This window comes from Gilliamella sp. Gris3-2 (genome assembly GCF_001690345.1).
Taxonomy (GTDB): Bacteria; Pseudomonadota; Gammaproteobacteria; order Enterobacterales; family Orbaceae; genus Gilliamella; species Gilliamella bombi.
In genome coordinates this window covers 1-12,973 of the sequence record NZ_LZHB01000075.1, presented here as the reverse complement: position 1 = coordinate 12,973, position 12,973 = coordinate 1, and the positions used below count along the sequence as shown (strand labels likewise).

The 12,973-nt window shown below is 34.1% G+C and carries 11 protein-coding genes and 1 tRNA gene; 11 read left to right on the top strand and 1 reads right to left on the bottom strand.

Translation table 11 applies throughout. From position 1 onward, the window contains the following. Positions 1-122 precede the first annotated feature (122 nt). The 5 genes from argC (at position 123) to serC (ending at position 6,133) form a co-directional block, all read left to right on the top strand. Positions 123-1,133 carry an N-acetyl-gamma-glutamyl-phosphate reductase gene (argC, locus tag A9G32_RS11210; RefSeq protein WP_065590522.1) on the top strand — a complete coding sequence of 337 codons (1,011 nt, stop codon included), beginning with the start codon at positions 123-125 and terminating at the stop codon, positions 1,131-1,133. A gap of 78 nt (positions 1,134-1,211) precedes the next feature. Then, positions 1,212-1,991, top strand: a complete 780-nt coding sequence (gene argB, locus A9G32_RS11205; RefSeq protein WP_065590521.1) for an acetylglutamate kinase — start codon at positions 1,212-1,214, stop codon at positions 1,989-1,991. A gap of 104 nt (positions 1,992-2,095) precedes the next feature. Then, the gene (locus A9G32_RS11200; protein WP_065590520.1) at positions 2,096-3,340 is read left to right on the top strand and encodes an argininosuccinate synthase; all 1,245 of its coding nucleotides are present in this window, start codon (positions 2,096-2,098) and stop codon (positions 3,338-3,340) included. A 174-nt stretch (positions 3,341-3,514) separates the two neighbouring features. Then, the gene (gene argH, locus A9G32_RS11195) at positions 3,515-4,888 is read left to right on the top strand and encodes an argininosuccinate lyase (RefSeq protein WP_065590519.1); all 1,374 of its coding nucleotides are present in this window, start codon (positions 3,515-3,517) and stop codon (positions 4,886-4,888) included. A 159-nt stretch (positions 4,889-5,047) separates the two neighbouring features. Continuing rightward, the gene (gene serC, locus A9G32_RS11190; protein WP_065590518.1) at positions 5,048-6,133 is read left to right on the top strand and encodes a 3-phosphoserine/phosphohydroxythreonine transaminase; all 1,086 of its coding nucleotides are present in this window, start codon (positions 5,048-5,050) and stop codon (positions 6,131-6,133) included. 76 nt (positions 6,134-6,209) lie between these two features. On the opposite strand, the gene A9G32_RS11185 is transcribed toward serC, so the two are convergent. Then, positions 6,210-6,569, bottom strand: a complete 360-nt coding sequence (locus A9G32_RS11185) for a DUF4156 domain-containing protein (RefSeq protein WP_065590517.1) — start codon at positions 6,567-6,569, stop codon at positions 6,210-6,212. Between the two features lie 216 nt (positions 6,570-6,785). On the opposite strand from A9G32_RS11185, the gene A9G32_RS11180 reads away from it, so the two are divergent. From A9G32_RS11180 to A9G32_RS11155, 6 genes are all read left to right on the top strand, one after another. Continuing rightward, positions 6,786-6,862 (top strand) — tRNA-Ile (locus A9G32_RS11180). 56 nt (positions 6,863-6,918) lie between these two features. Next, positions 6,919-7,815 (top strand): ParA family protein, encoded by an 897-nt coding sequence (locus A9G32_RS11175; RefSeq protein WP_176701345.1) that lies wholly within the window; start codon positions 6,919-6,921, stop codon positions 7,813-7,815. 41 nt (positions 7,816-7,856) lie between these two features. Continuing rightward, positions 7,857-9,188, top strand: a complete 1,332-nt coding sequence (locus A9G32_RS11170; protein WP_065590515.1) for a replicative DNA helicase — start codon at positions 7,857-7,859, stop codon at positions 9,186-9,188. Between the two features lie 16 nt (positions 9,189-9,204). Next, positions 9,205-10,836: a ParB family protein gene (locus A9G32_RS11165; protein ID WP_065590514.1), complete on the top strand. Its 1,632-nt coding sequence runs from the start codon at positions 9,205-9,207 to the stop codon at positions 10,834-10,836. Positions 10,837-10,850: 14 nt separating this feature from the next. Further along, positions 10,851-11,450, top strand: a complete 600-nt coding sequence (locus tag A9G32_RS11160; protein ID WP_081296838.1) for an STY4526/YPO1902 family pathogenicity island replication protein — start codon at positions 10,851-10,853, stop codon at positions 11,448-11,450. Positions 11,451-11,455: 5 nt separating this feature from the next. After that, a complete protein-coding gene (locus A9G32_RS11155; RefSeq protein WP_065590512.1) occupies positions 11,456-12,670 on the top strand; it encodes an STY4528 family pathogenicity island replication protein in 1,215 nt (404 codons plus the stop codon). Positions 12,671-12,973: the final 303 nt, after the last annotated feature.

Sequence of the window (12,973 nt, the reverse complement as noted above, 5' to 3'; positions counted from 1 at the left end):
GCAAAAAATATTTGAAATTAAATTCACAAAAAGTGAATAAAAATTCATTTCGTACTTGTAATAGCCTTATAAATAACCTACTATATGCACATTATTGCATAAAAAATAGATAAGGGTAGGGTATGTTAAAAGCAATTATTGTTGGTGCAAGTGGTTATGCAGGGGCAAAATTAGCTCATTATTTACACAAGCATCCGCATATACAACTTATTGCTTTAACTGTGTCTGAAAACAGCCAAGACGGTGGTAAGCTTATTTCTGATTATGATTTACACCCTCAATTAAAAAGTGTTGTTGACTTACCACTTATTGCCACTGCAGATTATTCTGCCTATATCAATGATCTTGATATAGTTTTTTTAGCTACTGAACATGCAGTCAGCCACAATATAGCTCCTTATTTTTTAGAACATGGTTGTACCGTTTTTGATTTGTCGGGTGCGTTTAGAGTTAACTCAGCTAGTTTTTATACCGATTATTATGGTTTTACCCATCAGCATCAAAAATGGTTAGATAAAGCAGTTTATGGCTTAGCAGAATGGAATAGTGAACAAATCAAACAGGCACAACTGATTGCTGTACCAGGATGTTACCCTACAGCATCACAATTACCATTAAAACCATTAATCGAGGAGGGGCTATTAGATAATTCACAATGGCCTGTTATTAATGCTGTGAGTGGGGTGAGTGGAGCAGGGCGAAAACCTTCGCATAATAATATATTTTGTGAAGTAAGTTTACATGCCTATGGACTTTTTACTCATCGGCACCAACCCGAAATTGCAACACATTTAGGTCAAGAAGTGATCTTTACACCTCATTTAGGCAGTTTTAAACAAGGTATCCACGCCACAATTACTTGCCGAGTAAATGAAGGTGTTACATCACAAGATATCCTCAAAGCTCTAAATAAATATTACAAAAATAAGCCTTTGATTAGAATTTATCAAAAAGATTGGCCAGCATTAAAATCTGTCATTGGTTTGCCTTATTGTGATATTGGATTTGTATTAAAAGATCGTCATTTAATATTAATTTCTGTTGAAGATAACTTATTAAAAGGCGCAGCAGCACAAGCTGTGCAGTGTATGAACATTCGATATAATTTTGATGAAACCACGTCATTATTATAAAAATGAGTAAATTATTTCAAAAGCTCTGTACAAAATTTTTAATGAATTAAAAGTAGGTTAAATTAATAGGAAACTAAAATGAAACCATTAATTATAAAACTTGGAGGCGTATTGCTCGACAATAAAGATGCCTTAAGTAAATTATTTGACGTTATTAGTGAGTACAAAAAAAATTTTCAACGATCATTAATTATTGTTCATGGTGGTGGTACGGTAGTTGATTCATTAATGGATAGGCTTTCTTTACCCGTAGTCCGTCGCAATGGATTACGGGTAACTCCTGCTGATCAAATTGATGTTATTGTTGGTAGCCTTGCTGGCAGTGCCAATACTACTTTATTGTCAGAAGCAAAAAAACAGCAAATAGCAAGTGTAGGACTCTGTTTAGCTGATGGTAATAGTGTAGAAGTTAAACAAATTTCAGAAGATTTAGGTTATGTTGGTGAAGCCAAAGCTGGCGATCCTACATTAATAAATCTACTTATTAATTCGGGGTACCTTCCCATTATTAGCTCGATTGGTATTACTCAAGCGGGACAAATGATGAATGTTAATGCCGATCACGCAGCGGTAGCACTAGCTAAGACCTTAAATGCAGATTTAATATTATTGTCTGATGTAGTTGGCGTACTTGACGAAAACAAACAACGCATTGAATCATTAACTCAATCGCAAGCGGAGCAACTGATTGCTACAGGTGTTATTACAGACGGTATGGTTGTTAAAGTGAATTCAGCTTTCGAAGCCGCCAAGGCCTTAGGACGACCAATTGATATTGCTAGTTGGAAAGAATCCCACCAACTCATCGAATTATTTAATGGGCAATCAGGCACTACAGGCACAAGAATCATTGCTTAGATATTGAGCAGCTATTATATTAAGCTAGTTATCTATATCTAACAATTAATAAAAAAATGTCTTTAACTCATTTTTATCGTCAGTTAATTTAGAAAGGGTATAACATGAAAAAAAGTGGAACAAAAAAGGTTGTGTTGGCTTATTCGGGTGGCTTGGATACATCAGCAATTATTCCTTGGTTGAAAGAAAATTATGGTGGATGTGAAGTTTATGCCTTTGTTGCTAATGTAGGTCAAGATCCAAAAGAACTAAAAGATGTAGAAAAAAAGGCTAAAGCATCGGGTGCAGTTGCATGTAAAATTGTTGATTTAAGAGAAGAATTTGTTAAAGATTACGTATATCCAGTCTTAAAAACAGGAGCCTTATACGAGGGAACTTATTATCTTGGTACCTCAATGGCTCGTCCAATTATTGCAAAGGCGCAAGTTGAATATGCGTTAGAAGTCGGGGCTGATACACTCTGTCACGGAGCGACAGGTAAAGGCAATGACCAAGTGCGTTTTGAAACAACCTATACTGCACTTGCACCACAACTTAAAGTGATTGCTCCTTGGCGTGAATGGGATCTGCGTTCACGCGAAGCATTAATTGATTATTTAAAAGTTCGTAAAATTCCAACAACTGCAACCGTTGAAAAAATTTACAGCCGTGACGAAAACGCATGGCATATCTCCACTGAAGGTGGTGTGTTAGAAAGCACATGGAACCAAGCTAATACAGATTGCTGGGCTTGGACTGTTTCGCCTGAAGATGCTCCAAACCAACCAGAATTAGTGACCATTGGTATTGAAAAAGGCGAAGTAGTTTCAGTAAATGGGAAAAAATTATCGCCATATAACTGTGTTGCAACATTAAATAAAATTGGTGCAAAACATGGTGTTGGTCGAGTTGATATTATTGAAAATCGCTTAGTCGGTATCAAATCGCGTGGTTGTTATGAAACTCCTGGCGGCACAATAATGATGACAGCATTACGTGGTTTAGAACAATTAATATTAGACCGCGACAGCTTTAAATGGCGTGAACAGCTAGGTATTGAAATGGCTTATGTTGTTTATGATGGACGCTGGTTTGCACCATATCGTCGATCAATTCAAGCTGCGGCTGAAGTTTTGGCACAAGACATGACGGGTGAAGTAGTGGTTAAACTTTATAAAGGTAATGCAACTGCCGTACAAAAGAAATCACCAAATAGCCTATATAATGAAGAATTTGCTACATTTGGTGAAGATGAAGTTTATGATCATAGCCATGCAGGAGGATTTATTCGTCTATTCTCATTATCATCGCGTATACGTGCTTTAAATGAGGAACAGCAAAAACAAACTGCCAAAAAAGCGAAAAAGTAAACGCCAATTTGCAAATATACTAGTGATAATAATAAATATATACAGGCAATGTCCTGTATATATTATTCTTGATTAAATTTAAGTTTATTATAAAAATAAATATATAAAACGAAAATTGAAATTGTACAGCTAATCATTAAGATAACATTCATTTAAGATAATATTGAGGTAATTATGGCATTATGGGGTGGGCGTTTTAGCCAAGAAGCAGATCAACGATTTAAGCATTTTAATGATTCATTACGCTTTGATTATCGTCTTGCAGAGCAAGATATCATTGGCTCAATTGCTTGGTCAAAAGCATTGGTAACGGTTAACGTTATATCTTATGATGAACAAAAAAAATTAGAAAAAGCCTTAAATGAATTGTTACTATTGGTTAAACAAGATCCTAACCAAATTTTACAAAGTGATGCCGAAGACATACACAGTTGGGTTGAACAAAAACTGATTGAAAAAATTGGCGACTTAGGTAAAAAATTACACACAGGACGAAGCCGTAATGACCAATCAACAACCGACTTAAAATTATGGTGTAAAGACCAAATTCCTCATTTAATTAATGCGATAAATCACTTACGCCAATTACTAATTACAACCGCTGAACAGCACCAAAAAGCCATTATGCCTGGTTACACCCACTTGCAACGAGCACAACCAATTACATTTGCGCATTGGTGCTTGGCTTATTTTGAAATGCTAAGTCGTGATGTCAGCCGTTTAGAAGATACATTGCAACGTTTAGATGCTAGTCCATTAGGCTCAGGTGCATTAGCCGGAACTGCCTATCCTATGGATCGTGAGCAATTAGCGCATTGGTTAGGGTTTGCTCAAGCAACTAATAATAGTTTGGATTCGGTGTCTGATCGTGATCACATTCTTGAACTATTAAATAATGCCTCAATAGGTATGATACACCTATCGCGTTTTGCTGAAGATCTTATTATTTTTAATAGTGGTGAAGCCAATTTTGTTGAACTATCAGATCGAGTGACCTCAGGATCTTCACTCATGCCACAAAAAAAGAATCCAGATGCATTAGAACTGATTCGTGGTAAAGTAGGGCGGGTTGCGGGTGCATTAACAGGTGCCTTAATGACCTTCAAAGGTTTACCACTTGCTTATAATAAAGATTTACAAGAAGACAAAGAGCATCTATTTGACGCACTTGATACTTGGCAAGAATGCTTAGATATGGCCACACTAGTACTAGAGGATATTAAAATTAACTATACAAATTGCCAAGAAGCTGCCAAACAAGGTTATTCTAATGCAACTGAATTAGCTGATTATTTAGTTGCCAAAGGCATACCTTTCCGTGAAGCTCACCACATTGTTGGCGAAGCAGTTGTTGATGCTATTGCAAAGCAAAAAGCGCTCGAAGAACTTTCGCTTGAAGAACTACAAAAATTTAGCCCAGTTATTGATAATGATGTTTATCCAATATTATTGCTAGAATCATGCCTAGCTAAACGATGTGCCAAAGGTGGGGTTTCACCACAACAGGTAAAATCAGCGATTGAAGTTGCCAAGCAACAACTATTATAAACAGCTATATTAATCTAATAACAACTATACCTGTATTATCTGGTATTTTTATACTGAAACACATAGTTACCTGAAACTTTTTAACAAAAAATCTGATTGTATATCTGTTCATACAGTGTAAAAATAGAGCTCTTTTTGAATGGATTAAAGTGAAGCATAATGAGTAAAAGTTATAATTTTAGTGCAGGTCCAGCAAAATTGCCTGCTGAAGTATTAAAACAAGTTCAAACTGAATTATTAAATTGGCATAATACAGGCGCATCAGTCATGGAATTAAGCCATAGAGGTAAAGATTTTGACGCTTGTGCTATTGAGGCCACCAACGACCTACGAGAAATCTTAAACATTCCAAACAATTACAAAATTCTTTATTGCCAAGGTGGTGCCAGAGCACAATTTGCTGCTGTTCCATTAAATATTTTAGGAAATAAAACCAGTGCCGACTATATTAACAGTGGTTATTGGAGCCAATGCGCAATCAAAGAAGCCAGCAAATATTGCCAAGTGAATGAACAAAATGTTGTTATCAAACAAAACGGACTAACGGCTGTTAAATCTATGTTAGAATGGCAATTAAATGACAATGCTGCCTATGTACACTATTGTCCAAACGAAACAATTGATGGCGTTCAAATCTTTGAAGAACCCAACTTTGGTGACAAAACCGTTGTAGCTGACTTATCATCGTGTATATTATCGCAACCTATTGACATAAATCGATATGGCATAATTTATGCGGGTGCTCAAAAAAATATTGGTCCATCAGGTATTACCATTATCATTGTGCGAGAAGATCTAATTGGCCATGCAAAAAAAATCTTACCATCAGTACTAGATTACAAAATCTTAATGGACAACGATTCAATGTTTAACACTCCACCTACATTTGCATGGTATTTGTCGGGGCTAGTGTTTAAATGGATAAAAAGTCTTGGTGGATTAAAAGCAATGCAGCAACGAAACCAAGCTAAAGCACAATCACTATATCAATTCATCGACCAATCTAACTTTTATCGAAATAATGTTGCAGTAGCAAATCGGTCAATTATGAATGTTACTTTTTTATCACCAAATGAAGAGTTGGATAAAAAATTTGTAAGCGAAGCAACTCAAGCTAACATTATTGGCATTAAAGGTCACCGAATTGCAGGAGGTATGCGAGCATCAATTTATAACGCTATGGATCAAGAAGGCATCAATTATTTAATTGATTTTATGCAGCGATTTGAAAAACAAAATAGCTAAATTAACTCAAAATATTACAAGTTATTACTATCAGCAAAAAGGGAAGGAAAAACTTCCCTTTTTCATTTAATCAGCATTATTTACAGCTATAAACCTCACCAACCATAACCGCATCTGTTGGTGCAATATCAGAAATATATTGCATTGAAGTATCCTGTGCATTATAAATCACATTACCACCCATTGCAGCAGCTTTATTCATCAGGTCAGAAGCCGCATCACGAATAAGCTCACTATGTGTTTTAAGACCAGAAAAAAAACTACTACGACGCCCCTCTGCTTTACCTAATAACTGACAAGAAGCAGCTGGTTTAGTATCTATAAACCGAACTTGACTACCGGCAGAAGTAGTTTGATAGTTAGAACTACTACAAGCACCTAAAAGTAAAGTCGCAACCATCGTAACACCAATGCATAATAATTTTTTTATAGACATAATATTTCCTCAACCAATAAAACAACAATCAATAATAAACTAAATTATTGTAGCAGTTTAATTAAACAAAAAATATCAGTAATTAAACTTGTATAAAATCTAATAAATCACAGGATAATAAATAATCAAACCGACCTATTTTATTAATTAACTATAGCAAATTCGATTTAACTCTATTATAATCGCAACCCTACTAACTAAGTAGCACATCCAAATGGCCCCTTAGCTCAGTTGGTCAGAGCAGTCGACTCATAATCGATTGGTCACTGGTTCAAGTCCAGTAGGGGCCACCATCAATATCATGATTTTAATGTTTAATAAATTTTTTAATTTTTTAAGGGTTAATATCATGAAAAAAAATGCAACAGTGATCACTATAGCCGATACTAAAGGCGGTTCTACCAAATCGACTACAGCAGTTAATATTGCTGCTTTTATAGCTCATGCTGGGTTAAAAACACTATTATTGGATTTTGACTTAGAGCAGCCTACAGCTTGTTCATATTTTCCATTGCAAAAAGAAGCTCCATACGGCGTTTATGAGTTTCTTATAATGCATGAAACAGATTTAGATAAACTAATATCTGCGACAACAACACAAAATTTAGATGTTATGTCATCAAACAGCGTTAGACAAGAAATCGTTTCCCATTTAAACGCTTCGGCCGATGGTATTATCCGTCTAAAATCATGCTTAAAACTTCTCAAAAGTGAGTATGATGTGATAGTCATTGATACAGTCGGAACAATTGATCCCACTGTTAACATGGCAGTACTTGCTTCTGATGTGGTTTTATCTCCGCTAGATCCTTCCATGCCAGGCGTTCGAGAATATCTACGGGGTACTATTTCTAATTTGTTTAGAAGTTTGATTCCTTTCACTGATTACGGAATAGAATTACCTCCTGTTTATACGTTTTTTAATCGAGTAGAAGAAAATAATGATTGCCGTCGTATAAAAGAACTTTTTAATCAACAAATCAAATCTCTGCCACCATTACCTTTTCAAATTACTGTTTTAGATAAAGATATTAAAAAGAAAAATAGTTACAAAGTTGCAGCATCACTCGGTATTGCAGCATTTCAACATTATACCGAACCAACAAATAAAGTAGCTCATCCGTATAAAATAACAAAAGCCCAAGCTCAAAGTATCAAAGACGATATTTATTATTTGTGTCAACACCTATTACCTAGGTACCAGCCACAATTTGATGCATTCATGAAAACCGAAATTGCTCATTAATCGTTTTTATTTCTGTTCACAATAAATAACAAGGTGATTATATGAATAAGCAATTTTATTCTAATGATACTGAGCGATCAGTACTGGGTGCATTATTAATCGATAATAGCCATATTGATGATACATTTGAAATAAAAGTGGATGATTTTTATATACCACAACACAAATTGATTTTTAATTCCATAGTTTCTTTAATTCAAGAAGGTAAGCATGCGGATATTCTGACTGTATCTCAGGCTCTTTCCGAAGAACAACTAAAAAATTGTGGTGGTTTAGCATATTTAGCCGAATTGATTAGAGATACACCGAGAGCAACAAATTTTAAACACTATGCATCAATTTTACGCAATTATACAAAAGCTCGTAGTGCAAATAATATTGCAAAAACATTGATAAAAAATCTCACAAAAGCGTCATTTAGTAATTCAGACAGCAGTAATCAGATTATAGCACAAACTGAATCCGAACTTTTTCAGTTGGGACATGCTGTAGATAATCAAGATGAGCAACTTATACCAGCAATGTTGAATAATATTATGACATTTTTGGAAACGGAGCACTCTCCATTTATTTCAACAGGCTTTAAAAATTTAGATTCTAAAATAGGTGGGTTGGAACCCAAGGAAATTACAATTATTGCCGCAAGACCCTCCATGGGGAAAACAGCATTTCTTATTTCATTGATTTACAATCACATAATAGCTCTTAATGATAATCCTAATTTACCTATACAACCTATTTTTGTTTTTAGTTTGGAAATGGATGCGCAATCGTTGATGTTGCGATTATTATCAGCATTATCTCATGTACCATTTATCGATATAAAGAATAAAAATCTGGATGATAGTGATTACGGAAAAATTTCTGATGCGATTGCAATTTTATTGAAATTAAAAAATATTCTGATTATTGATGATAATGCGTATTTAACTCCCAGCATTTTTAGACGTAAAGTTCAGCGTTATACACGCATATATGGTCAACCGATATTTGTTGGTGTTGATTATGTGCAGTTAATGTCATCAGGTGAAAAAAACAATGAAAATCGTGCTGTTGAAGTAGGCAGTATTAGTAGACAACTAAAAATTCACTGCAAGGATTTTAATATTCCGTTGGTTTTGCTTTCACAATTAAACCGGTCTGTAGAATCTCGTTCTGATAAACGTCCGCTTTTATCTGATTTAAAAGAATCTGGTAGCTTGGAGCAAGATGCTACAACAGTGATATTGCTATATCGGGATGAGGTCTATAACGAAAACAGTCAATTTAAAGGAACTGGTGAATTAATTGTGGCCAAAGCCCGTAATGCAGCTACTGGTAAAGTAGCAGTCAAATTTGATGGGCCATATATGCATTATCAAAATTTAGCTTAAGGAAAATATTAATATTATGGTAGAACAAAAATCATCTGTTGATGTTATGCGTGAACGTATGTCTACAGGTTTCCCAGACGGTGATCGGGCAACAACTAAAATTACATTGAATGAAATGCCTATGCGAGTAAATCTTGACGAATTAAGACCTAGTCAGGTATTACCACGCTTGAAAAAAAATGAATTATATGAAGATATTAAAGAATCTATTCGAAAAAAAGGACTTGATCATGCTCCTGCTATTACAAAAATGCCAGGAGAGGAAGGGTATGTAATTTCTGATGGGGGAAATACACGATTACAAATTTTGAAAGAGTTGTATGAAGAAACTGGTGATAAACGTTTTTATACAATTAATTGTATTTTCAGACCTTGGGGCGGAGAGCTGAAATCCATTGTTGGACATTTAACCGAAAATGGACTGCGTAGCGATTATACATTTATAGAAAAAGCATTGGGCGTTTCAAAAAGTAAAACCTTATATGAAAAGGAAGCTGGCAAACAATTATCTTCACGAGAATTGAGTGAGTGTTTAAAAAATCATGGATATCCTATTTCACATACATTGATCAACAAGATGCTAAATACAGTTGATTATTTGTATCCTCATATTCCTGAGATTCTAAAGTTAGGGTTAAGTCGAAATCAAATTGAAAAAATTCTAATGTTAAGAAGTATATGTTGGGATTTATATAAACGTTCCGAAAAATATGATGATGACAATGCTTTTGTTGAAGGTTTTAATTTAGTATTAAGTGAATTTGATTATGAGCCAGAATTATTTAGTTATGAACGTTTACAAGACGAGATGTTTGGTTATTTTGCGAAATTGTTAGGAATTAGCTATCAGCTTTTTGAATTTGAATTAGAGGAAAAAAAACATAAAGGGATAAAGAAAAACTTGCCACCAATTGATGTTAGCAAAAATGTTGGACAAGGTGGGGAAGATAAATTGGAAGTTGTTCCAACATTAAAAGGTCAATTGCAACAGGATATTTCATCAGAAACTAATGTTAGTAGCCAACAATCAACTAAAATTGACCCAATTTCATTAAAAAGAGAGATAAATCCAACAATCATATCCGATGATGAGCCTGAATCGGAAACTGCTTCTTATACTATTTTACCTAATGGTGATATTACTGTACATGACGGGGCTGATGTTAAATCAGTGATGGAAGACATAATTAAAAGTACTGATTTAACTAAAATTAATCCACATGCTTATAGTCTCAGTGCTAATTTAAATACATATGGGAAAACGGAAAGAACACCTATTTTAGATATTTGGAAACTGCAAGAAGAAGCTACTAATTATGAATATGTTTTTCGAGATATTGCAGGGCATGTACTTGATATTTTTGATGAGCTAGGCATCAATAACCAATCTTTTGCATTTTCAATTGACGATAAAGATAAATCAAAATTACCCATTATTGCATTTAATCCTCTCTCTACAGAAGATGAAGTAGATAGCAAAAAACGCACCGCATATAAACTATTATTATCATTACTTACAAAACAGATAGAAGAACCAATTAGTATGCATTATTTAATCACTGAATTCAATGATTTTTTAGTAATTAAATTTTTACGAATTATTCGATTGTTCCGAGTTTATAACGAGTTTTTAAATCAACAACATTAAATATAGGGCATATCATGGTAAGTGTTAGTAATAATATAAATTTGGCGATCCTGAACATGGTTCATAATTTTATTAATGAAGGAAAGATTCACTCATTAATTGAAATGGGATTTACAATTGAACACTTAAAACAAATGAAAGAATTGAGTTATTCACAAGTTACTTATATTGCAAACTCACCTGTGCTATTGATTCAAGTTACTATAGATACAAAATTATTTGATGTTGTACTTGCAAGAGCAAAAGAATTTGAAGAAAGAAGCCATATTATTGACAAAGCACATTCACTAGGCGCATCTATAGAAATTTTAAATAAATATTTTGGGTTATCAACATCTGATATTAGTTGTTCCAGAAAACTAAAGGATTTAACTGTATCAAAGGGGCGTTTTAGGAAACCAGACGAAGCCGAAAAAATAGTTATTTGGGAACAATGGCAGCTTAAAAAAAATGAAAATCCAGATGTTGTAATAAACGATGATTTGAATCGTTTATTAGTTTATATGGATATTACTCAGCATGTTTCGATGATGAGCGATGATAATACTGAGCCTTTAACATTAACATCGGTAATTAAAGAGCTAGAGCCATTAATTAATTCAAATAGTTTGTAAATATTATGGTAGATTTTGAAAATCAAATTAGCGTATTACGTAATGCATTAGTTGAGCAGAAAACAAATAGCATTTCTTCTGATGAAAAGATTGCCATGTTTTTTGCAGGTCATCAATATGACTCAATGCCTCGCGCATTATTAGAAGATGATTCAATTACATCATTAGATAAATATGCTTGGCAACGGTTGTATATTGAATTACAAAAATACAGGCACAATAACTACTTTCCAACTTACGATAATTTACAAAAGTTGTGGGGGAACCTAGGCGGTACATTGTCTAGAAAAACTGTACGAGAAATACTTTCTAGATTAGTTTTATCAGGCTGGTTGTCATTTAGAATGATTAGAAGTAGTAATGGTCAAATTATGGGTAATATTTATATTCTTCATAATACAGCACTGCCTCTTGAAAAGATTATTGATGACAGTGTTATACACATTTTAACATCATTGTTAAATAAAAGTAGCATTACAAAATCATTAGCGATACTTGCATACAATCTAATCAACGAATATATCAATAAAAGCACTCAATCTGACAAAAACATTTTCTTGCACATTAACGATTCAAAAAATGAAAGCAATATAAATTACAAGTTTAATAATATTGCATCATCGTTACTCACTCACTTACAAAATTTATTAAGTTCCCAAAAGAAACTAAGTGAAAAAACACCAAGTTCCCAAAAGGAACTAAGTGAAAAACAACTAAGTTCCAAAAGTGAACTAAGCCTAAACTCACTAAGTTCCAAAAAGAAACTACCTAAAAAATCATTATGTTATGATTCCCCTAGTAGTACTACTAGTAGTAGTTTATATAGTAGTACTACTAATAGTAATGTTTTTTTAGATTTAAATGTTCCAGACAATATTAAAGCTAATCTTGGTATTCAAGGATTGAATGATGTTATCAGTGCGATAAATAAAAATAGTTTAGACATACAAATTGCCAATAATGTATTAAAAACTATCTCGATGAAAGATATTACTAAAATTAAAAATATGACTGCTTATCTTGTAACAAATATACAAAAAGCCGCTCGGGGTGAATATAACCTCATTTCAACGAGTAATCAGGGAACCACAGCAGATGAGGATCCTAGCAAACAGGAAATTTCAAGAGTCTTACCTGTTGAGAAGAAGATGATTAGCAAAGAAGAAATAGAACAACTCTTGAATCCATTAAAAAACATGTTATGTGAGGTTAATCCTTAATGTTACGGGGGGTTACAGCTAGCTGAGTAGTCCAATTACTGTAACGGGGGGTTACAGCTAGCTGAGTAGTCTAATTACTGTTACGGGGGGCAACAGCTAGCTAAGTAGTCTAATTACTGTTTACTGTAACGGGGGGTTACAGCTAGCTGAGTAGTCCAATTACTGTAACGGGGGGTTACAGCTAGCTGAGTAGTCTAATTACTGTTACGGGGGGCAACAGCTAGCTAAGTAGTCAAACTACTGTTTACTGTAACGGGGGGTTACAGCTAGCTGAGTAGTCCAATCACTGTAACGGGGGGTTAC